We start from the raw sequence: 22,230 nt of genomic DNA, 5'->3' as shown, positions 1-22,230 counted from the left end.
CGGCCTGCGGTGCGGAGCGCCGGAAAGGTCCACCGGGCCGTCTCCTCCGTCATTGTGAAAAGCCTTTTATTGATCTGCACTTAACAAAAAATTTCGGATTTTTCCGGGCTGGCACGCCGGTTGCCATCGTGTGTCTGTCCGCGGCCTGCCGGTGCGCGGCAGGCCTGCCCAAGGTCACCTCGCCGAGAGGCCAAGAGCAAGAGCGTCACCGCGGTCCGCCGCCAACGCCCGCCCCGTCAACGAGCCATGTAGGGAGAACGTCCGATGGCCACGATCCCGTCCCCGCTGACCGCGCCGCACGCGCCGCCGGCCCCCAAGCCGATCTACAAGACCCTCTACTTCCAGGTCCTGGTCGCCGTCGCGATCGGCATCGCGCTCGGCCACTTCTACCCGGCGCTCGGCGCCGACATGAAGCCCCTCGGCGACGCCTTCATCAAGCTCGTCAAGATGATCATCGCCCCGGTGATCTTCCTCACCGTGGTCTCCGGCATCGCCGGCATGACCAACCTCGAGAAGGTCGGCCGGGTCGGCGGCAAGGCGCTGATCTACTTCCTGACCTTCTCGACCCTGGCGCTTATCGTCGGGCTGATCATCGCGAACCTCGTCCAGCCGGGCGCGGGCATGCATATCGACCCGAAGTCGCTCGATCCCAAGCAGATCGCGATGTACGCCGAGAAGGCGAAGACGCAGACGATCACCGACTTCCTGATGAACATCATCCCGTCGACGGCGGTGGGGGCGTTCTCGGGCGGCGAGATCCTGCAGGTCCTGTTCTTCTCGGTGCTGTTCGGCTTCGGCCTCGCCTTCCTGGGCGAGCGCGGCAAGCCGGTCCTCGACTTCATCAAGATCCTGTCCGAGGCGATCTTCGGCGTCGTCCACATCATCATGAAGGTCGCCCCGATCGGCGCCTTCGGGGCGATGGCCTTCACCATCGGCAAGTACGGCATCGCGTCGCTCGCCAACCTCGCCTACCTCGTCGGCGCGTTCTACCTGACCTCGGCGATCTTCGTCTTCGTCGTCCTCGGCGCGGTCGCCCGCTACAACGGCTTCTCGATCGTCAAGCTGATCCGCTACATCAAGGAGGAGCTGCTCCTGGTGCTGGGCACCTCGTCCTCCGAGTCGGCCCTGCCCTCGCTGCTCGAGAAGATGGAGCGCGCCGGCTGCTCGAAGCCCGTCGTCGGCCTCGTCGTCCCGACCGGCTACTCGTTCAACCTCGACGGCACCAACATCTACATGACGATGGCGGCCCTGTTCATCGCCCAGGCGACGGACACGCCGCTCTCCCTCGGCGAGCAGGCCCTGCTGCTCCTCGTCGCGATGCTGTCCTCGAAGGGTGCGGCGGGCGTCACCGGTTCGGGCTTCATCACCCTGGCGGCGACCCTCGCGGTGGTGCCGTCCGTGCCGGTCGTCGGCATGGCGCTGATCCTCGGCATCGACCGCTTCATGTCGGAGTGCCGGGCGCTCACCAACTTCATCGGCAATGCGGTCGCCTGCATCGTGGTCGCCCGCTGGGAGGGTGAGGTCGACGACGCCCGCCTGAAGGCCGCGCTGGACGGCAACCCGCTGCCCCTCGAGGAGATCGGCCCGGTCCCAGCCCTCCAGGCGGCCGAGTGAGCGACGATCCGGGGCCGACAGCCCCGGATCTCGTCGCCGATCGGGGCGGCCCTGCGCGCGGCGCGGGGTCGCCCTTCTGGTTTTTCGGGCTATCGTCCTTCCCGGATTTCCGGGGAGAACCGAGGATGGCGGACGGCGACTGGCGCGGGATGGACCGCGCGGCCCTCAGCAGGGCCTACGACAATTCCGGCGCCGTCGCCGGCAGCGCCGAGCTGATGGCGGCCCTCCGCCAGCGCAGCGCCGCCTTCCGCGAGACGCATCCGGGCGAGCGCGATGTCCCGTACGGCGAGGGCGCGCGCCAGCGCTTCGACCTCTTCCGCTGCGGCCGACCGCAAGCGCCGCTCCTCGCCTTCATCCATGGCGGCTACTGGCAGCGCAACGACAGGCAAGGTTTCGCGGTCCTGGCCGAAGGGCCGCTCGCCCGCGGCCTGGACGTGGCGATGATCGGCTACACCCTGTGCCCCGAGGCGACGATGACGGCGCTCTGCGCCGAGATCCCGGCGGCCCTTGCCCGCCTGCGGGCCCACGCCGGCCCGCCGCGCCTCGTCGTCTCGGGCTGGTCGGCCGGCGGACACCTCGCGGCGCTGGCGATGGCCTGCCCGGAGGTCGATGCGGGGCTTGCCGTCTCCGGCATCTTCGACCTCGCGCCGATCCGCCGCACGGCGCTGGACGACGCGCTCCACCTGACCGGGGACGAGGTCCTGGCGCTCTCGCCGATCCGGCACCTGCCGGTGAAAGCCGGGCCGCTCACCGTGGCCTACGGCGCGAACGAGCTGCCGGAGCTGTGCCGGCAGTCGCAGGTCTACCAGGCCGCCTGGGCCGGGACCGGGCTTCCGGGCGACCTCCTGCCCCTGCCGGGCGACGACCACTTTACCGTGCTCGACCAGATGATCCGGCCGGACGGGGCGTTGACGGAAGCGATCCTTCGGCTCGCGGCCGGGTGAGGCGCAGGGCTCGCCGCGCTCCGCGCCGCGCCCTATAGCGACGACGCCGGAAGAACCGCGCGGGCCTGCGGCCCGCGCGACGGACAGGGAGCGGGCATGGCCCAGCACCACGACCACGCGCACGACCATGACGACCACGATCACGGGGACGGTCACCACGGTCACGGGCATCACCACCACGGCGCCAGCCACGCGCACGGCCCGGGCCACGTCCACGCCCCGGCGAATTTCGGCCGCGCCTTCGCGATCGGCATCGCGCTCAACACCGGCTTCGTGCTGATCGAAGGCGCCTACGGCGTCCTCGCCGATTCGGTGGCGCTGCTGGCCGATGCCGGCCACAACCTCTCCGACGTGCTCGGCCTCGTCGTCGCCTGGGCGGCGGCGACGCTCGGCCAACGGCAGCCGACCGCGCGGTTCACCTACGGCCTGCGCTCGTCCTCGATCCTCGCCGCCCTGTTCAACGCGGTGTTCCTGCTGGTCGCCGTCGGGGCCATCGCCTGGGAGGCGGTGCAGCGCTTCAGCGCGCCGGCCCCGGTCCCGGGCCTCACCGTCACGGTCGTGGCCTTGATCGGCATCGCGGTGAACGGCGTCACCGCCTGGCTGTTCGCCTCAGGCAGCAAGGGCGACCTCAACGTCCGGGGCGCCTACCTGCACATGCTGGCCGACGCCGCGGTCTCGGCCGGGGTCGTAGTGGCGGGCCTCGTCATCGTCTGGACGGGGTGGACCTGGATCGATCCGGCGACCAGCCTCGTCATCGTGGCGGTGGTCGTCGCCGGTACCTGGGGGCTCCTGCGCGACAGCGTCGTGCTCTCGCTCGACGCCGTGCCGCCCGGCATCGACCCGGCGGCGGTGCGAGCCTGCCTCGCCGAGCGCCCGGGCGTGGCAGAGGTTCACGACCTCCACGTCTGGCCGATGAGCACCACCGAGACGGCGCTCACCGCGCACCTCGTGATGCCGGAGGGCCATCCCGGCAACGCCTTCCTGCACGACTGCGCCGGGGTGCTGCGCAGCCGCTTCGGCATCGCCCACGTGACGCTCCAGGTCGAGCTGGCGGGGGGGCCGGCCTGCGCGCTCGCACCGGACCACGTGGTCTAGGCCGCGCTCACCCCGCCTTGCGCACCGGCTGGCGCGCCAGCACCGCGTCGGCGGCGCGGCCGGTCAGCTCGGCGCGGTGGTCGAAGCGGGTGGTGAAGGTGCCGACCCCGGCGGTGGCCGAGCGCAATTCGACGATCAGGTCGGTCATCTCGGATTCGGGAATCAGGGCCTCGACCACGTCCCAGCCGGCCCAGCCGGGCCGCGCGTCGAAACCGAGGATCTGGCCGCGGCGGGCGGTGACGAGGCCGGTGGCCTTCGCGGTGGCGCCGCTCGGCACCGCCATCGACACCGCCAGGATCGGCTCCAGCAGCACCGGCCCGGCCTTGGCGAGCGCGTCTTCAAGGGCGAGCCGCGTCGCGGCCTGGAAGGCGGCGTCGGAGGAATCGACCGCGTGGGCGGCACCGTCCTTGAGCGTCACCGCGATGTCGACCACGGGAAAGCCCAGCGGCCCCTTCGCCGTGAAGGCGCGGGCGCCGGCCTCGACCGAGGCGATGTACTGGCGCGGCACGGCGCCGCCCACCACCTCGTCCTCGAACACGAATCCTTCGCCCCGCCCCAGCGGCCGCACCGCGAGCGCCACGTCGGCGAACTGGCCGTGGCCGCCGGTCTGCTTCTTGTGCCGCGCCCGTGCCTCGGCCGGGCCCCGGATCGTCTCGCGATAGGCCACCCGGGCCGGCTCGGTCTCGACGCCGATGCCGAAGCGCGAGGCGAGGCGCTCCACCGCCACCCGCAGGTGCATCTCGCCCTGGCCGGACAGGCGCAGGTCGCCGAGCTCGGCGCGGTGCTCGACGATCAGGGCCGGATCCTCGTCGGCGAGCTTGGCGAGCGCCGCCGAGAGCCGCACGTCGTCCTTGCGGTCGCGCACCCGCAGCGCCAGGGCGTGGACGGGGTCCGGCGGTGGCAGCGGCACCAGGGAGGCGGGCGCCTCGGGCCCGACCGCCAGGGTCTCGGCGGTGGCGATCGGGTCGAGCTTGGCAAGGCCCGCCACCTCGCCCTCGCGCGCCTCCGGCAGGCGGGTGCCGGCGGCGCCGGTGAGCTGGGTCAGGCCCGCCACCCGGGCGCCGCCGCCCGGGCCTGTCACCGCCTCGCCCTCGCGGACGACGCCCCGCAGCACCCGGCCGACCGAGAGCTTGCCGCCGAAGCCGGTATGCAGGGTCTTCATCACCTGGACGAGGGGCGCCCCGTCCTCGGCGACGCCGAGGCGCGCCCGCGTCTCGGCGAGGCCCGGCGCTTCGTGCCGCAGGGCCTTCAGCAGGCGGGTGACGCCGTGGCCGTGCTCGGCCGAGCCGAACAGCACCGAGACCGCCTGGCCCTGGCGCAGCTCCCGGGCGAGGTCGGCGAAGACCCGGTCCCGCTCCGGCTCGACCTCGGCGATCAGGTCCTCCATCAGGACGTCGTCGTGGTCGGCCAGGCGCTCCAGCATGGTGAAGCGCTCGGCCTTCTCCCGCGGCAGCTCGCCGTCGGGCAGGGCCACCACCTCGCTTTGCGCCTGCTCGCGCCAGATGAAGGCCCGCTCGAGGGCGAGGTCGATGAACCCCACCGCCGTCTCGCCCTCGATCAGCGGGATCTGGCGCAGCAGAAGCGGCACCCGCGAGGCGGGCTGGAGCAGCGCCAGGGCGTCGCGCAGGGAACCCGGCGCGGTCTCGGCCTTGTTGATGAACAGAAGGCGCGGCAGGCCGGCGGCCTCGAGCTCGCGCAGCGTCAGCTCCAGGGCCGGCAGCTTGCGCTCGTCGGCCTCGCAGACCACGACCGCGGCGTCGCATGCCGGCAGCACCGCCCGGAGGTCGTGCGCGAACTCGATCGAGCCCGGGCAGTCGACGAAGGTGAAGGCCTCGCCGAGGAAGCGGGTGGTGGCGAAGGCGGGCTCGACGCTCATGCCGTGCGCCTTGGCCTCCGGCGAGGTGTCGCCCACCCGGGAGCCGGCGCGCCCGGGCCGGTCGACGGCGCCGGTGCGGTGGAGGATGGCCTCGAGCAGGGCGGTCTTGCCGCTCTGGAACGGACCGACGATCGCGATGCACCTGTGCTGCGCAGCCACGTGACGCCTCCACCCTGCTTTTGTTGACAGGGAGTTAAGCACCGGGCCGGGGCGGGGTCCAGGCGGCAGGTGTGCAGGCGCGAAAGCGTGCGGGCGCGAGGACGCGTCATCGTGCGGCGGCCTTGCCGATGTCCGGTCCGGTGTTGGACGGGCGCGCCGCAGCCCGGCATGATGACGCGCAAGATGACGCACGAGGGCGTGACGGGAGGGCGGCGATGCCGGAGATCGATATCGACCATCTGCGCGGCTGGATCGGTCGCAGCCGGGAGGTCGAGGACCTGGTCACGCCGCGCCTCGTCGCCGAGTACCGCGCGACGCTCGCGCCCCACCTCGCCCCCATGCCAGAGGACGAGGCGCCCCTCGCCCTGCACTGGTGCCTCGGTCCCGAGACGCCGCCCGCCGACGCGCTCGGCCCCGACGGGCACGCCGCCAAGGGCGGCTTCCTGCCCCCGGTGCCGCTGCCGCGGCGGATGTGGGCCGGCGGCGAGGTCGAGACCCTCGCGCCCCTGCGCCTCGGCGACCGGGTGGTGCGGCGCGAGACCGTGTCGGACGTCGCCGTGAAGGTCGGGCGCACCGGCACCCTGTGCTTCGTCACCGTGCGGCACGAGTACCTCACGGAGCGCGGCCCGGCGATCCGCGACCGGCAGGACATCGTCTACCGCGAGGCGAGCCGGCCCGGGGACGCGGCGCCCGCTCCGAAGCCCCCGCCGGAGGCCGACCCGGCGGCGTGGTCGGTCGAGGCCAACCCGGTCCTGCTCTTCCGCTACTCGGCCATGACCTTCAACGGCCATCGCTTCCACTACGACCAGCCGTACGCCACGCAGGTCGAGGGCTATCCCGGCCTGGTGGTGCACGGGCCGATGCAGGCGAGCCTGCTCCTCAACCTCGCGGCCGCGCGCCTCGGCCGGGTGCCGGCGCGCTTCCGCTACCGCGGCGTCTCGCCGATGATCGCAGGCCAACGCTTCGCGGTGGCGGGCCGGCAGGAGGGCGGGGAGTTCCGCGGCTGGACCGCGGCCGGCGGCGCCGTCTGCATGGAGGCGGAAGCCGGCGACGCCTGAGGAGGGCAACGATCATTTAAGCGATCGTCGCATTGCGGGGACCGGGCCGAACTGTCAGGGTCACGACCAACCAACCGACAGAAACCTGAGGAAACGCCATGACGAAGCCGTCCCGCCCCGCCCGGGCGCTGACCCGCCGCGCCCTCGCGGCCGGCGCCGCCCTCCTCCTCATGTCGGGCGCCGCCCTGGCACAGGCGCCGATCCTGATCAAGTTCAGCCACGTGGTGGCGCCCGACACGCCCAAGGGCCGCGGCGCCGACAAGTTCAAGGAGCTGGCCGAGAAGTACACCGCCGGCAAGGTCAAGGTCGAGGTCTACCCGAACTCGCAGCTGTTCAAGGACAAGGAAGAGGTCGAGGCGCTCCAGCTCGGCGCGGTGCAGATGCTGGCGCCGTCGCTGGCGAAGTTCGGACCGCTGGGCGCCAAGGAGTTCGAGGTCTTCGACCTGCCCTACATCCTGCCCGACAAGGCGGCCCTGCGCCGGGTGACCGACGGGGCGCTCGGAAAGCGGCTGTTCGACAAGCTGCAATCGAAGGGCATCACGGGGCTCGCCTACTGGGACAACGGCTTCAAGGTGATGAGCGGCAACAAGCCGCTCAGGATGCCGGCCGATTTCCGCGGCCAGAAGATGCGGATCCAGTCCTCCAAGGTGCTGGAGGCGCAGTTCCGCGCGCTGGGCGCGATCCCGCAGGTGATGGCGTTCTCGGAGGTCTACCAGGGCATGCAGACCGGCGTGGTCGACGGCTCTGAGAACACGCCCTCGAACATGTTCACCCAGAAGCACCACGAGGTGCAGAAATACATCACGCTGTCCGATCACGGCTATATCGGCTACGCGGTGATCACCAACAAGAAGTTCTGGGACGGCCTGCCGGCCGACATCCGGACCGAGCTCGAGAAGGCGATGAAGGAGGCGACCGCCTATGCCAACGACGTCGCCGGCAAGGACAATGCCGACGCCCTCGACGAGATGAAGAAGTCCGGCAAGACCACCTTCGTCGAGCTGACCGCCGACGAGAAGGCGGCCTGGAAGGCGGCGCTCGAGCCCGTCACCGCCGAGATGGCCAAGCGCGTCGGCAAGGACGTGATCGACGAGTTCCAGAAGGAAGCGAAGGGCGGGACGCAGTAGGCCTCAGCGTTCGCTCCGCCGACAGGACGGCGCGGGATCCCCTCTCCCGTGTGGGATAGGGGCAGGGGTGAGGGTGACACGCTTCAGTGTAGATCGCAGAGCGTGGTGCTGTCAGCGGAACGGTTGGAGCCTGACTCGGAACCGTAGCACCCTCACCCCCGGCCCCTCTCCCACACGGGAGAGGGGAGACTTGCGCCTCGTTCTGAACAGTCCCGCCTCCAACGCTTACAGTCCCCCATGCACCCCTTGCGCATCCTCGACCGCCTCGAGGAAATCCTGATCGCGAGCCTGATGGCCGGCGCGACGCTGCTGATCTTCGTGGCCGTCGTGCACCGCTACGCGTCGGGCATCGACGCGCTCTATCCGATCACCGCGGCGATCCACCTCTCCTGGGCCCAGGAGCTGTGCATCTACATGTTCGTCTGGATGGCGAAGTTCGGCGCCGCCTACGGCGTGCGCACCGGCATCCATGTCGGCGTCGACGTGCTGGTCAACCAGCTGCCGCCGCCGCTGCGCCGGAACATCGTGCTGTTCGGCCTCTTCTGCGGCGCGCTGTTCACCGCCATCGTCGGCACGATGGGCTTGCGCTTCGTCTACGGCCTGATCGACACCGACCAGACCTCGCCCGACCTCGAGATCCCGAGCTGGATCGTCTACCTGGCGATCCCGCTCGGCTCCTACCTGATGTGCTTCCGCTTCCTGCAGGTGGCCGTCGGCTTCTGGCGCACGGGGGAGCTGCCCCACCACGATCCGGGCCATGTCGAGGGCGTCGCCGAGAGCCCGCACGCGGCGCAAGACCTCGCTCACGAGGCCCGCACCGGAGGCTCCGCCCGATGAACGCCGCCATCATCTTCGGGCTGCTCATCGCCCTGATGCTCACCGGCATGCCGATCTCGATCGCCCTCGGCCTGTCGGTGCTCACCTTCCTGTTCACCATGACCTCGGTGCCGATCGAGGCGGTGGCGCTCAAGCTGTTCACCGGGATCGAGAACTTCGAGATCATGGCGATCCCGTTCTTCATCCTGTCGGGCAACTTCCTGACCCATGGCGGCGTCGCCCGGCGGATGATCAACTTCGCCACCGCGATGGTCGGCCACTGGCACGGCGGCCTCGGGCTTGCCGGCGTCATGGCCTGCGCGCTCTTCGCCGCCATCTCGGGGTCGAGCCCCGCCACCGTGGTGGCGATCGGCTCGATCATCCTGCCCGCCATGGTGGCGCAGGGCTTCCCCAAGCGATTCGGCGCCGGCGTCATCACCACCTCGGGCGCGCTCGGCATCCTGATCCCGCCCTCGATCGTCATGGTGATGTACTCGGTGGCGACGAGCGGCGCGGTGGTGACCGGGCCCGACGGGGCGCGCGTCTCCTCGGCTTCGATCTCGACCTTGTTCGTCGCCGGCGTGGTCCCGGGCCTGATGCTGGCCGCGCTCCTGGGCCTCACCACCTGGTACCGGGCGCGCAAGTTCGGCTACCCGCGCATGCCGAAGGCGACGTGGCGCGAGCGCTGGGTCGCGTTCCGCAAGTCGGTCTGGGGCCTCCTGCTGATCGTGCTGGTGCTGGGCGGCATCTATACCGGCGCCTTCACGCCGACCGAGGCGGCGGCGGTGAGCGCCGTCTACGCCTTCGTGATCGCCCTGTTCGTCTACCGCGACCTCACCTGGCGCGACGTGCCGCGGGTGCTGCTCGATTCGGCCAACATGAGCGCGATGCTGCTCTACATCATCACCAACGCGGTGCTGTTCTCGTTCCTGATGACGAGCGAGCAGATCCCGCAGGCGATGGCGAGCTGGATCACCGGGGCGGGCCTCAACTGGGTGGTGTTCCTGCTGATCGTCAACCTGCTGCTGCTCGTCGCCGGCAACGTGATGGAGCCCTCCTCCATCGTGCTGATCATGGCGCCGATCCTGTTCCCGATCGCCGCCAAGCTCGGCATCGACCCGGTGCATTTCGGCATCCTGATCGTGGTCAACATGGAGGTCGGCATGTGCCATCCCCCGGTCGGCCTCAACCTCTACGTGGCCTCAGGGATTACCCGCATGGGCATCACGGAGCTGACCGTCGCGGTCTGGCCGTGGCTGCTCACCATGCTGATCTTCCTCGTCGTCGTCACCTACGTCCCGGCAATCTCCCTCTGGCTGCCGCTGATGCTCGGGATGATGTGAGGCCTGATCCTGCGGCCGAGATCCTCCGGCAGATCACTTTACCTTTCGTCAGGTGATGGCGCCTAATCATCATCCGCCCTCCCGAGCGGATCGGACTGGACGTGCCATCCCGACGTGAACTCTCGACCGTGCGTGCCGCCGGCGCGCTCGTCCTGGCGCTCCTGGCGCCCGCGGCGGTCGCGCTCGCCCCGCGCTCCGGCACCGTCGCGGTCCTGGGCCCCCCTTGGGCCGGCGGGGCGGGCGCCGCCCGCATCGTCGCGGCGGCCGGTGGCGCCATCCTGCGGGCGGGCCGCTTCGACAACCTCCTGATCACCACCTCGCCCGAGCCGGGATTCGCCCGCCGCCTCTACGCGGCCGGGGCCTGGCTCGTCGTGTCTCCGCTCCTCGCCGGCGCCTGCGCACCCTCCCCGTCTCAGCCTCTCACGGACTCGTCCCCGCGATGATGACGATCGATACCCTCCGGCACGCCTATGCTCGCATCCTGGTGAAGCTGCTGTGGCTGCACCTGCCGGTGCTCGCCGCGACGCAAGCCCTGGTCGGCGGGCTGGAGCTTGGCCAACTCGCCTGCGCGGCCCTGCTCGCCGGCATCGCCACGCTGCTGTGGTGGCGCGACCCGATCGGCCTGCCGACGCGGCTGACGAGCGGCGTCGCGCTCATCGGCATGCCGGCGCTGCTGCTGGTCGCCCTCGAGGGGCATCCCTGGCAGGCGGACACGCACATGTACTTCTTCGCCTGCCTCGCCGTGCTGGTGGGCTGGTGCGACTGGCGGGTGCTGGTGGCCGCGGCCGGCGCGACCGCCGTGCACCACCTCGCCCTGAGCCTGACCCTCCCGGCCCTGGTCTTCCCGGGCAGCGCCACCGGCGACATCGCCCGGGTGCTGCTGCATGCCGGCATCGTGCTGGTCGAGACCGGCGTGCTGATGTGGATCGCCCACATGGTGGCGAAGGCCTTCTCGGCCCTCGGCGTCGCCGAGCAGACCGTCACCGAGACGGAGCGCCTGCGCCGTCTCGAGGTGGAGCGCAGCGAAGCCGAGGACGAGGCCGAACGCGTCCGCCGGGCCGCGACGTCGCAGCTCGCCGACGGGTTCGAGGTCGCGGTTGGCGGCATCGTGGGCGAGGTCTCGACCGCGGCGGGCGACGTTCAGGCCACCGCCCGCACGCTCACGGCGGCAGCGGGCCGCAACGCCGCGCAGGCGCGCGTCGTGGCGACCGCCGCCGCGGAGGCGGCCGACGCCGTCGACGTCACCGCCGGCGCGATGCGGGACCTCGGCGCGTCGGTGGTCGAGATCGGCCGCCAGGTCGACGCCTCGGCCGACCGCGCCCAGGCGGCCGTGAGCGAGGCCGAGCGCACGGCGGGCCTGGTGCGCGAGCTGAGCGAGGCGGTCGTCCGCATCGACGACGTTGTCGGGCTGATCTCGTCGATCGCCGCGCAGACGAACCTGCTGGCGCTCAACGCCACCATCGAGGCGGCCCGTGCCGGGACCGCCGGCCGCGGCTTCGCGGTGGTCGCCGCCGAGGTCAAGCAACTCGCCGGCCAGACCGCCCGGGCCACCGCCGAGATCGGCGAGCAGATCGGTCGCATCCAGCTCTCGACCGAGCAGGCGGTCGGCGCCATCGGGTCGATCGGCGAGCGCATCCGCGACATCAACGCCGTCACGGCGGCGATCGCCGCGGCGGTGGAAGAGCAGGACGCCACCACCCAGGAGATCATCCGCTCGGTGGGCCAGGCCGCATCCAGAACCGGGTCGGTGCGGGAAACGATCGGTGCGGTGGCCGGCATCGCGAGCGAGACCGGCCTCGCCGCCGAGCGGATGCTGGCCTCGGCCTCGGCGCTCTCGCACCAGGCCGGGCATCTCGACGACCAGGTCCGGAGCTTCGTCGCCTCGGTGCGGGCCGGGTGAGGCGCGCGCGCGTGTCGCGAAGGCGGCGCGATGCGGTAGGATCCGGCCGGGTCCCCACTTTCGGAGCAACGCCATGGCTCTCGTGATCCCGGTCATCCTCGGTTCGGTGCGCCAGGGGCGCAACGGCCTGCGCGCCGCCCGCTACCTGGTCCACGCCCTCGAAGCCCGCGGCCACGAGGCGCCGCTGGTCGACCCGGCGGAACTCGGCCTGCCGCTGCTGACGCGGATGTACAAGGAATACCCGAAGGGCGAGGCGCCCGAGGCGCTGGAGCGGCTCGCCGCCCTCTACCGCCGCGCGGACGCCTTCGTGGTGGTGTCGGCGGAGTACAACCACAGCATCCCGCCGGCCCTCTCCAACACCCTCGACCACTTCCTGGAGGAGTATTTCTGGCGGCCCTCGGCCATCGTCTGCTACTCGGCCGGGCGCTACGGCGGCGTGCGGGCGGCGATGCAGCTGCGCGCGATGCTGGGCGAGCTCGGCACACCGAGCATCCCCTCGCTCCTGCCGATCCCGGAGGTGCACAAGGCGCTGGACGAGAACGGAACGCCGCTCCAGCCCTGGCTCGAGCGCCCGGCCGGGCGGTTCCTCGACGAGCTGACCTGGTACGCGGAGGCGTTGCGGGAGAAGCGGCAGGGTGGGGTGCCGTATTGAGGGTAGTTTCAGCCTTTGCGCTATCCGTAGGGCTGTCCGGGGAAAAGAAATGCGCGGGTTTGCCCCTCTCCCCGCGGGCGGGGCGAGGGCCGTGTTCCCGTTCAGGGAATACGGCGAGCCCGCAGGGCGAGGGTGAGGGGGTGCTTCCGGATGAGACTCCTCCGGGGAGACCCCCTCACCCTCGCTTCGGCTGCGCCTGCGCTCACTTCATCGACGGCAAGGTCAAGGGGGACTTTCGATCCCCAGAAGTCCTCTCCCCGCCCGCGGGGAGAGGAGAAAGCCCGTGCCGTTTCCTTTCGCGGAAGCGTTCGCCCCGATCCCGGGCGCCTCACACCACCCCGGCCCGCAGGATGTCGTGGATGTGCAGGATCCCCACCGGGCGCCCGCGCTCGACCGCGAAGAGGGCGGTGATCTGGTGGCGGTTCATCAGCTCCAGGGCGGCGCTGGCGAAGGTGCCGGGGGTCGTGGTGATCGGGGTCGGCGTCATGATCTCGTCGACCTGGCGGGCGAGGAGGTCGCTGGGGCCGGCGCCCTTGCTCATGTGGCGGCGCACGTCGCCGTCGGTGATCATGCCGACGAGCCGGCCGCCGGCGTCGACGATGCCGGCGCAGCCGAAGCGCTTGCCCATCACGGCGATCAGCGCCTCCGAGACCGGGAGGCCGCGAGGCACCAGCGGCATCTCCTCGCCGGCGTGCATCAGCTGGGCCACGGTCTTGAGCCGCGCCGCGAGCTTGCCGCCCGGATGGAAGACCTTGAAATCGCTGGCCGAGAAGCCGCGGCGCTCCAGAAGCGCCACCGCCAGGGCGTCGCCCAGCGCCAGCTGGATCACGCTCGAGGAGGTCGGCGCCAGGTTGTGCGGGCAGGCCTCCTTCACCAGCGGCAGCGGCAGCAGGATGTCGGCGGCCTGGCCGAGGGTGCTCGCGGGGTTCGAGGTCAGGGCGATCAGCCGCACGGCGAAGCGCCGGGTGAAGCTGATGAGGTCGCCGAGCTCCGTCGTCTCGCCGGACCAGGACAGCGCGATGACGATGTCCTGCTGGGTGATCATCCCGAGATCGCCGTGGCTGGCCTCGCTCGGGTGGATGAAGGAGGCGGGCGTGCCCGTCGAGGCGAGCGTGGAGGCGATCTTGCGCCCGATATGCCCGCTCTTGCCGATGCCCGACACGATCACCCGGCCCGGGATGTCGTGGATCGCCGCGACGGCGGCGCCGAAGCCGACCTTGAGCTCCTGGTCGAGGGCGCGGGCCAGCGTCAGGAGCGCCTCGGCCTCGGTGCGGACGCTGCGGATGGCGGAGAAATGCGCCGCCTCGACCACCTGCCCTGCCTCGCCGGCCTCGCCGTCGTAGCTCTCGGCCCGGTTCGAACTCTCCATCGTGCTCCTCGACACCGACGTGAAACTGATCGCCCCGAGCCTGCCGACTCATTTGCGGCCAGAATACGTGCGCCGGGGTACGGCAGCGGCGATTTTCCTGCATCCCCGCCCGGCCCGTTGCGGCGGAGCCGCAGGCTCCGCGCGGGAGCCGCAGGCTGCGCGCGCGAGCCTCAGGCCCCGCGACGATGCCCGGTGCCGAGATGGCTCTCGACCAGGCCGGTCAGCTCGCCGGCGGTCTCCGCCACGGTCCGGTCCGCGGTGTCGATCACCGCCCGGGCGCGGGCGTAGAGCGGCTCGCGGCTCACCAGGATGCCGCGGATCTCCCGCAGGGCGTTGTCGCTGTCCGGCATCCGGGTCGGGGCGAGGCCCTTGGCGGCCTGCTCGCGGACGCGGTGGATGTGCTCCTCCGGCCGCGCCTTGAGCCAGACGGTGAAGAACGACGACAGGAGAAGGTCGAAGGTGACCGGCTCGGCGACGATGCCGCCGCCGGTGGCGAGCACCATCGGGCCCGGCCGCTCGGCGAGCCGCCGCAGGGCGCCCTGCTCCAGGCGGCGATAGGTCTCCTGGCCGTAGATCGCGAAGATCTCCGCCACGGACAGGCCGTTCTCGCGCTCGATCTCCCGGTTGAGCTCGACGAAGGTCCAGCCCATCCGCTCGGCGAGGATGCGCCCGAGGGTCGACTTGCCCGCACCCCGCAGGCCGATCAGGGCGACCCGCTGGGCCGGCCCCTCGCCCCCGGCCGCCGCGCCGGAGAGGACGCGCTTGGCCTCGGCGATCTGGTCGGCATTCGCTTTCTGCAGGAGGTCGCGCAGCACCGGCCAGTCCGGCGGGCTCTCGACCGCGGCGAGCAGGTCCTCGAGCCGCACCCCCATCGCGAGGGCGACCCGGCGCAGCAGGATGATCGAGACGTTGCCCTGCCCGCCCTCGAGCTGGGCGATGTAGCGCTCCGACAGGCCCGAGGTCTGCGACAGCATCTTGCGCGACATCGCCCGCACCGCCCGCATGGTGCGCACGCGCTGGCCGAGGACGGCGAGGAACTCCGCCTCCGGGTCGTCCGCCTCGGTGGCGCCCGCCGCGGTCGCGGCGCCCACGGGCTCGTCGGCGCCCGGGCGCGATCCGGTTCTGCTGGGCATCGCGGGCTTCACCGGGACCGGGGGACGAAGCGGCGGCTTCGCCCGGGCGGCAGGAGGACGAGACCGGAAGGGAGGCTGTGGCGTGTCATCGGATCGTGGGCCCGCGGCGATCGCGCAAGGTGGGATCGACGTCCGGGCGGTTCCTCGGGGACGGGTAAGAGCGACCCTGCTTATCCCATGCCGCCGGGCCTTGCCATGCTGCATTGCAGCAAGACGGGGGCGATCGCCCGGATTCCGGGCTTGGCCCCCATCTTATTCACGGCCGAACGGACGTGGTGCGTCCCCCGGCCGCGGCTCACGGCTCAGGCGACACGCTCCACCGCCAGCGCCACGCCCTGACCGACGCCGACGCACATCGTGGCGAGGCCGAGCCGGCCGCCGGTCCGGGCGAGCTGAAGCGCGACGCTACCGGCGATGCGGGCGCCCGACATGCCGAGCGGGTGGCCGAGCGCGATGGCACCGCCATTCGGGTTCACGTGCTCGGCGTCGTCGGGCAGGCCGAGGCCGCGCAGGCAGGCCAGCGCCTGCGAGGCGAAGGCTTCGTTCAGCTCCACGGCGTCGAAGTCGGAGGGCTTGAGGCCGAGCCGCGCGCAGAGCCTCTCCACCGCCGGGATCGGCCCGATGCCCATCACCCGCGGCGGCACGCCCGCCGAGGCGAGGCCGAGCACCCGGGCGATGGGGGTGAGGCCGTGGCGCTCCGCGGCTTCCGCCGAGGCCAGCACCAGGGCGGCGGCGCCGTCGTTGACGCCCGAGGCGTTGCCGGCGGTCACCGTGCCGTCCTTGCGCACGAAGGGCTTGAGCTTGGCCAGGCCCTCGGCGGTCGTGTCGGCCCTGGGGTGCTCGTCGCGCGCGACCTTGACGTGGCCGCCCTTGCGGTCGGGGATCTCGACCGCGACGATTTCCCGGTCGAAGGTCCCGTCTCCTTGCGCCCGCGTCGCCCGCTGCTGCGAGCGGAGCGCGAAGGCGTCCTGGTCCTGGCGGCCGACCTGGTAATCCTCGGCGACGTTCTCGGCGGTCTCGGGCATCGAGTCGACGCCGTACTGGTGCTTGAGCACCGGGTTGATGAAGCGCCAGCCGATGGTGGTGTCGTGGATCTCGGCCTGGCGCTGGAACGCGCCCTCGGCCTTGCCCATCACGAACGGCGCCCGGGTCATCGATTCGACCCCGCCCGCCACCGCGAGATCGATGTCGCCGGCCCGGATCGCGCGGGCCGCCGCCCCGACCGCGTCCAGGCCGGAGGCGCAGAGGCGGTTGAGGGTCAGGCCCGGCACGCGCCCGGGATAGTCGGCGAGCAGCAGCGCCATGCGGGCGACGTTGCGGTTGTCCTCGCCGGCCTGGTTGGCGCAACCGAGGAACACCTCCTCGACCGCCTCCTTCAGGGCCGGGTTGCGCCGCGCCAGTTCCGCCAGCGGCACGGCCGCGAGATCGTCCGCCCGCACCTTCGCGAGCGACCCGCCGTAGCGGCCGATCGGCGTGCGCACGTAATCGCAGATATAGACGTCCCGCACCGCGCTCATGGGATCCCTCCTGGCCGTCCGCCTCGAATTCGGCCTTGTGTTTCGAAAACTCGGTACGGCGGCCGGCCGGAGCGATCAAGCCCCGGGGCCATCGGCCCTGGACCCCGGCACAGCCCACCGCGACTCCGGCGAGCCTGACAGCGGCCACCGGCGAGACCTGACAGCGGCCTTCGGCGAGGCCTGACAGCAGCCCCCGGCGAGGCCTGACAGAATGTCGCGGTGCCTTGTGCGCTGCGGCCGGAACTCCCACTGTTCCGCTCCGTGACTGGTCGTCTCTGGACATCTCTCGCGCGTTTCTGCGCGACCGCCCTTCTCGGCCTCGGCCTCGCCCTCCTGGCGATGCCGGCGGCGCAGGCCGCGTCCGGCCGCGCGGAGCCGGTGCTGCGCGCGGCCCAGGGCGCCTCGCCGATGGCCAGCCTGCATGCGCACTGGGTCAAGAGCCCGGCCTGCACCCTCACGGCCGGCGGGGTCGACAACCCCCGCCCGGATGACGGCGGCGCGGCGAGCATAACCCTCATCGGTCCGGCCGATGGCCCGGCCGCTCCCGCCGCCACGCCGCTTCCGCCACGCCGCCTCGGCACGCCGGTCCGTGCCGGCGCCGCCCTGCCCGAGCGCCCACCGAAGCCGCGCGCCTGACGGGCAGGGGCCGCCTCCTCGCCGGAGCGGACGCACCGTCACATCTCCGCCTCGGAACCCTGCGAGCCTTGAGTCCTTGAGCGCTCATGGATGCCGCGCGTCCGCCCGGGCGCTCGCCGGCAGCGGGACCGACGCGTGAACCCTTCGAGACCCGACCGTTCCGCTCGCGACGCGCCCCGCCCGCGAGCCGGTGCAGGATGTCCCGTGACGGACATCCCGGCCCCAATCCCCGACCGGACCCGCTTGCCCGGAAGCCAGGCGGCGCCATGCGCGCCGCGCTTCCCCTCCTGCGCAGGAAAGACCCACCCGTGATCCAACGCCGCCGCATCCTCCTCGGAGCGACCGCCCTCCTCCTCGGGCTCGCCGCCTGCAAGCCGGCCGAGCAGGCCGCTGCTCCCGCGGCCCCGTCCGCCCCGCCCGAAGTCTCGATCGTCACGGTCAAGCAGCAGCCGATCCCCTACGAGCGCGACCTGCCCGGCCGCGCCGCGCCGACCCGCATCGCCGAGGTACGGGCGCGCGTCGCCGGCCTCGTCATCAAGCGCACCTTCGAGCAGGGCAGCCAGGTCAAGGAGGGCGACGTCCTCTACAAGATCGACCCGGCGCCGTTCCGGGCCGACCTGGCCAGCGCCGAGGCGACGCTCGCCAAGGCCGAGGCCGCCCTGGTGCTGGCCCGCCAGCAGGCCGAGCGCCTCGAGACCCTGCTCACGCGCCAGACCGCGAGCCAGGCCCAGTACGACGCCGCCTATGCCGGCCAGAAGCAGGCCGAGGCCGAGGTCGCCGGCGCCAAGGCCGCCCGCGACCGCGCCCAGCTCAACCTCGGCTACACGGACGTGCGCGCGCCGATCTCCGGCCGCATCGGCCGGGCGCTGGTCACGGAAGGCGCCCTCGTCGAGCAGGGTGGCGCCAGCAACCTGGCGACGATCCAGCAGCTCGACCCGATCTACGTCGACATCACCCAGTCGGTCGGCGAATTGAACAAGCTGCGCCGGGACCTCGCCAGCGGCGAGCTCGACCGCCTCGCCGCGGATGTCGCGAGCGTGCGCGTGATCATGGATGACGGCTCACTCTACCCCGAGCCCGGCCGCCTGCTCTTCTCCGACGTCACCGCCGACCCGAGCACCGGCCAGGTCACCTTACGCGCCGTGGTGCCGAACCCGCACGGCGAGCTCTTCCCCGGCATGTACGTGCGCGCACGGATCAAGCAGGGCATCGATTCCGACGCCATCGCGGTGCCGCAGCAGGCGGTGCAGCGCTCGAACGATGGCCGCGCCCAGGTCTGGCTCGTCGGAGAGGGCGACAAGGTGGTGCTACAGCCGGTCGAAGTCGGGCCGGTCGTCGAGGGCCAGTGGGTGATCCGCGAGGGGCTGAAGGCCGGCGACCGGGTCGTCGCCGAGGGCTTCCAGAAGATCGTGGCCGGCACCAAGGTCGCGACGGTGCCGTTCGAGACGACGACCCTGGCGTCGGCCGGCGCGGGCCATGTGCCCCAGCCGGCCTCCACCGAGCAGCGCTGAGGGAGGGCACCACCGTGGCCGGCTTCTTCATCGACCGACCGATCTTCGCCTGGGTCGTCGCGCTGTTCATCTGCCTGGGCGGCGTGCTCACGATCCCGATGCTGCCGGTGGCGCAGTACCCGATCATCGCGCCGCCCTCGATCGCGCTCTCGACCGCCTTCCCGGGCGCCTCGGTCGAGGACCTCTATACCGGCACGACGCGCCTCATCGAGGACGAGCTGAACGGCGCGGCCAACATCCAGAGCTTCGAATCGGCGAGCGACTCGTTCGGCGTGATCGAGATCACGGCGAACTTCGAGCCCGGCACCGATCCGGGCTATGCCGGCGTCGAGGTGCAGAACCGCCTCAAGCGCGTCGAGGCGCGCCTGCCGGCGGAGGTGCGCCAGCAGGGCATCCTGGTCGAGGAGGCCTCGGCCGCGACCCTCAACATCATCACCCTCGTCTCCAAGGACGGGTCGATGGACGAGGTCGCGCTGGGCGACTTCCTGATCCGCAACGTCATCAACGAGATCCGCCGCATCCCGGGCGTCGGGCGCGCCACCCTGTACTCGACCGAGCGCTCGTTGCGCGTCTGGATCGACCCCGACAAGCTGCGCGGCCTGTCGCTCAACGCCTCCGACGTGACGCAGGCGATCCAGCGCCAGAACGTCCAGATCGCGTCGGGCGCCGTCGGCGCCCAGCCGAGCCCGGAGGCCCACACGGTCAACTTCCCGATTATCGTGAAGGGCCAGATGCGGGCGCCCGAGGAGTTCGGCGCGATCGTGCTGCGGGCGAACCCCGACGGCTCGACCGTGCGCCTGCGCGACGTCGCCCGGATCGAGCTCGGCGGCGAGGACTACAAGTTCACCACCCGCCTCAACGGCGGCGAGGCCGCCGGCATCTCGGTGACGCTGGCCCCCGACGGCAACGCCCTCGAGACCGCCAAGGCGATCCGCGCCAAGATGGAGGAGCTGTCGCAGTTCTTCCCCGACACGGTGAAGTGGGACATCCCCTACGACATCACGCCGGCGGTCGAGGCCTCGATCGAGAAGGTGCTCCACACCCTCGTCGAGGCGGTGGTGCTGGTGTTCATCGTGATGTTCCTGTTCCTGCAGAACATCCGCTACACCCTGATCCCGACGATCGTGGTGCCGATCGCGCTGCTCGGCACCTGCACGATCATGCTGCTCGCCGGGTTCTCGATCAACGTGCTCACCATGTTCGGCATGGTGCTGGCCATCGGCATCCTGGTCGACGACGCCATCGTGGTGGTCGAGAACGTCGAGCGGATCATGTCCGAGGAGGGCCTGTCGCCCAAGGAGGCCACCCGCAAGGCGATGGGCCAGATCACCGGCGCGATCATCGGCATCACGCTGGTGCTCGTCGCGGTGTTCATCCCGATGGCGTTCTTCCCCGGCTCCGTCGGCATCATCTACCGCCAGTTCTCGATCGCGATGGTGACCTCGATCGCCTTCTCGGCCTTCCTGGCGCTGTCGCTCACGCCCGCGCTCTGCGCCACGCTGCTCAAGCCCGTCGAGCCCGGCCACCACCACGCCAGGCGGGGCTTCTTCGGCTGGTTCAACCGGATCGTCGACCGCGAGACCGCGCGCTACGGCCGCGGCGTCGCCTGGGCGGTGGCGAAGTCCGGCCGGATGATGGTGGTCTACCTGATCCTGGTCGCGGGCGTGGCCTACGCCTTCGTGCGCCTGCCCGAGGGCTTCCTGCCGGTCGAGGACCAGGGCTTCTTCACCGTCGACATCCAGACCCCGCCGGGCTCCTCGTTCAACCGCACGCTGGCGGCGGTGAAGAAGACCGAGCAGCACCTGATGGCCCAGCCGGGCGTGGCCACGGTCACGATCGTCAACGGCTTCTCGTTCTCGGGCCAAGGCCAGATGACCTCGCAGGCCTTCGTCACGCTGAAACCCTGGTCGGAGCGCGGCAAGGACCAGTCGGCGTCGGCGCTGGTGGCCGGCACCAACAAGGCGATGGCGGGCTACCGCGACGCGGTGATCCAGGCCCTCGAGCCGCCGCCGATCGACAACCTCGGCAACGCCTCGGGCTTCAGCTTCCGCCTCCAGGACCGGGCCCAGAAGGGCTACGCCGCCCTGATGGCCGCCCAGGAGCAGTTGCTGGCGCTCGCCCGCAAGAGCCCGATCCTCAAGAACGTCTACGTCGAGGGCCTGCCCCCCGCACCGCAGGCGGAGCTGGTGATCGACCGCGAGAAGGCGGCGGCGCTCGGCGTCAGCTTCGCCGACATCAACGACACGATCCAGGTCAATCTCGGCTCGGTCTACACCAACGACTTCCCCAACCGGGGCAAGATGCAGCGGGTGATCGTCCAGGCCCAGGACGGCCAGCGCCTCAACGCCACCGACCTCCTGAACTACGGCGTCAAGAACCAGCAGGGCACGATGGTGCCGATGTCGTCCTTCGCCGACCTGAAGTGGAGCGTCGGCCCGGCCCAGATCATCGGCTTCAACGGCTACCAGTCGGTCCGCTTCACCGGCGAGCCGGCGGCGGGCTTTACCTCCGGCGAGGCGATCGCCGAGATGGAGCGGCTGATGACCCAGCTGCCGAAGGGCTTCGGCTACGCCTGGACCGGGCAGTCGCTGCAGGAGAAGCAGGCCGGCTCGCAGGCGACGCTGCTGCTGGCGCTGTCGGTGCTGATCGTGTTCCTGTGCCTCGCGGCGCTCTACGAGAGCTGGTCGATCCCGCTCGCGGTGATGCTCGTCATCCCGCTCGGCGTGATCGGCTCGGTCGCCGGCGTGCTGATCCGCGAGATGCCGAACGACGTCTACTTCAAGATCGGCCTCATCACGATCATCGGCCTCTCGGCCAAGAACGCGATCCTGATCATCGAGTTCGCCCGCGAATTGTGGAAGCCCGGCACGAAGCTGGTGCCTGCGACGATCGAGGCCTCGCGCCTGCGCTTCCGCCCGATCGTGATGACCTCGCTCGCCTTCATCTTCGGCGTCGTGCCGCTCGCCATCGCGACCGGCGCGGCCTCGAAGAGCCAGCAGGCGATCGGCACCGGCGTGATGGGCGGGATGATCTCGGCCACGGTGCTGGCGGTGATCCTGGTGCCGGTGTTCTTCGTCGTGGCGATGCGTTTCTTCCAGCGCCGGCGGGTGCGGGAGGAGAACCAGGAGACGGGGCCGGCGACGGCGCACGCCCCCGCGCCGGCGCGCGAGCCGGCGCACGGGCATTGAGGGCACCGCCCGGCTCGGGTTCGTCGCGCCCGAGCCGGGCCATCGCGAGCGCCATCCGCAACGATGCCGGCGCGGGCAGGCCGGGAGCGGTCCTTGTCTCCGGCGAGGCAGGGCTGTCCGGGGAGAGCGCGGGTCCTCGCTCTTCGGTGCGGGAGAGGGAATCCCGCGCTTTAGTCATATCGGAACAGATCAGTCGTCCGTGAAGAAATCGCTCAGGCGGCTTGGCTGCTTGGCGGGTCGGATCTGACCATGCGGAGTGCGGCGGCGAGCAGGAGAGACAGCAAAAGCCTGA

At 71.4% G+C, this 22,230-nt stretch carries 17 protein-coding genes; 13 read left to right on the top strand and 4 right to left on the bottom strand.

Annotated features, from left to right (window positions below):
• Nucleotides 1-264: 264 nt before the first annotated feature.
• From EU555_RS33765 to EU555_RS33755, 3 genes are all read left to right on the top strand, one after another.
• Nucleotides 265-1,614, top strand: a complete 1,350-nt coding sequence (locus tag EU555_RS33765; protein WP_135419712.1) for a dicarboxylate/amino acid:cation symporter — start codon at nt 265-267, stop codon at nt 1,612-1,614.
• Nucleotides 1,615-1,739: 125 nt separating this feature from the next.
• A complete protein-coding gene (locus tag EU555_RS33760; protein ID WP_135419711.1) occupies nt 1,740-2,558 on the top strand; it encodes an alpha/beta hydrolase in 819 nt (272 codons plus the stop codon).
• A 96-nt stretch (nt 2,559-2,654) separates the two neighbouring features.
• A complete protein-coding gene (locus EU555_RS33755) occupies nt 2,655-3,653 on the top strand; it encodes a cation diffusion facilitator family transporter (RefSeq protein ID WP_135419710.1) in 999 nt (332 codons plus the stop codon).
• A 7-nt stretch (nt 3,654-3,660) separates the two neighbouring features.
• Here EU555_RS33755 and EU555_RS33750 read toward each other — a convergent pair whose 3' ends face one another.
• Nucleotides 3,661-5,688, bottom strand: a complete 2,028-nt coding sequence (locus EU555_RS33750; RefSeq protein ID WP_135419709.1) for an elongation factor G — start codon at nt 5,686-5,688, stop codon at nt 3,661-3,663.
• Nucleotides 5,689-5,903: 215 nt separating this feature from the next.
• Here EU555_RS33750 and EU555_RS33745 point away from each other — a divergent pair, with 215 nt between their 5' ends.
• The 7 genes from EU555_RS33745 (at nt 5,904) to EU555_RS33715 (ending at nt 12,584) form a co-directional block, all read left to right on the top strand.
• On the top strand, nt 5,904-6,746 hold the full coding sequence (locus tag EU555_RS33745) for an HTD2 family dehydratase (protein WP_135419708.1): 843 nt from the start codon (nt 5,904-5,906) through the stop codon (nt 6,744-6,746).
• A gap of 170 nt (nt 6,747-6,916) precedes the next feature.
• The gene (locus EU555_RS33740; protein ID WP_425375179.1) at nt 6,917-7,873 is read left to right on the top strand and encodes a TRAP transporter substrate-binding protein; all 957 of its coding nucleotides are present in this window, start codon (nt 6,917-6,919) and stop codon (nt 7,871-7,873) included.
• A gap of 237 nt (nt 7,874-8,110) precedes the next feature.
• Nucleotides 8,111-8,710, top strand: a complete 600-nt coding sequence (locus tag EU555_RS33735; RefSeq protein ID WP_135419706.1) for a TRAP transporter small permease — start codon at nt 8,111-8,113, stop codon at nt 8,708-8,710.
• Nucleotides 8,707-10,032, top strand: a complete 1,326-nt coding sequence (locus EU555_RS33730) for a TRAP transporter large permease (RefSeq protein ID WP_135419705.1) — start codon at nt 8,707-8,709, stop codon at nt 10,030-10,032. The genes EU555_RS33735 and EU555_RS33730 overlap by 4 nt, the downstream gene beginning before the upstream one ends.
• Before the next feature lie 101 nt (nt 10,033-10,133).
• Nucleotides 10,134-10,475, top strand: coding sequence for a hypothetical protein (locus EU555_RS33725; protein WP_135419704.1), 342 nt, complete (start codon nt 10,134-10,136; stop codon nt 10,473-10,475).
• A complete protein-coding gene (locus EU555_RS33720) occupies nt 10,472-11,932 on the top strand; it encodes a methyl-accepting chemotaxis protein (protein ID WP_135419703.1) in 1,461 nt (486 codons plus the stop codon). Before EU555_RS33725 ends, EU555_RS33720 begins: the two co-directional genes overlap by 4 nt.
• Nucleotides 11,933-12,005: 73 nt before the next feature.
• Nucleotides 12,006-12,584, top strand: a complete 579-nt coding sequence (locus EU555_RS33715; RefSeq protein WP_135419702.1) for an NADPH-dependent FMN reductase — start codon at nt 12,006-12,008, stop codon at nt 12,582-12,584.
• Between the two features lie 328 nt (nt 12,585-12,912).
• Here the strand turns inward: EU555_RS33715 and EU555_RS33710 are convergent, their stop codons facing one another.
• From EU555_RS33710 to pcaF, 3 genes are all read right to left on the bottom strand, one after another.
• On the bottom strand, nt 12,913-13,953 hold the full coding sequence (locus tag EU555_RS33710; protein ID WP_135419701.1) for a KpsF/GutQ family sugar-phosphate isomerase: 1,041 nt from the start codon (nt 13,951-13,953) through the stop codon (nt 12,913-12,915).
• 170 nt (nt 13,954-14,123) lie between these two features.
• Nucleotides 14,124-15,086 (bottom strand): helix-turn-helix transcriptional regulator, encoded by a 963-nt coding sequence (locus tag EU555_RS33705; protein ID WP_135419700.1) that lies wholly within the window; start codon nt 15,084-15,086, stop codon nt 14,124-14,126.
• Between the two features lie 302 nt (nt 15,087-15,388).
• Nucleotides 15,389-16,594, bottom strand: coding sequence for a 3-oxoadipyl-CoA thiolase (gene pcaF, locus EU555_RS33700; RefSeq protein WP_167858751.1), 1,206 nt, complete (start codon nt 16,592-16,594; stop codon nt 15,389-15,391).
• A 270-nt stretch (nt 16,595-16,864) separates the two neighbouring features.
• Between pcaF and EU555_RS33695 the strand changes: the two genes are divergently transcribed.
• From EU555_RS33695 to EU555_RS33685, 3 genes are all read left to right on the top strand, one after another.
• Nucleotides 16,865-17,239, top strand: coding sequence for a hypothetical protein (locus EU555_RS33695; RefSeq protein WP_135419698.1), 375 nt, complete (start codon nt 16,865-16,867; stop codon nt 17,237-17,239).
• A 308-nt stretch (nt 17,240-17,547) separates the two neighbouring features.
• On the top strand, nt 17,548-18,750 hold the full coding sequence (locus tag EU555_RS33690) for an efflux RND transporter periplasmic adaptor subunit (RefSeq protein ID WP_245524632.1): 1,203 nt from the start codon (nt 17,548-17,550) through the stop codon (nt 18,748-18,750).
• Between the two features lie 14 nt (nt 18,751-18,764).
• Complete coding sequence (locus EU555_RS33685) at nt 18,765-21,938, top strand: efflux RND transporter permease subunit (protein ID WP_135419696.1); 3,174 nt, start codon at nt 18,765-18,767, stop codon at nt 21,936-21,938.
• Nucleotides 21,939-22,230: the final 292 nt, after the last annotated feature.

It is taken from the genome of Methylobacterium nonmethylotrophicum, assembly GCF_004745635.1.
GTDB classification, from domain to species: Bacteria; Pseudomonadota; Alphaproteobacteria; order Rhizobiales; family Beijerinckiaceae; genus Methylobacterium; species Methylobacterium nonmethylotrophicum.
Note: the sequence above shows the minus strand (reverse complement) of the source record. Positions and strands in the feature narration are given on the sequence as shown.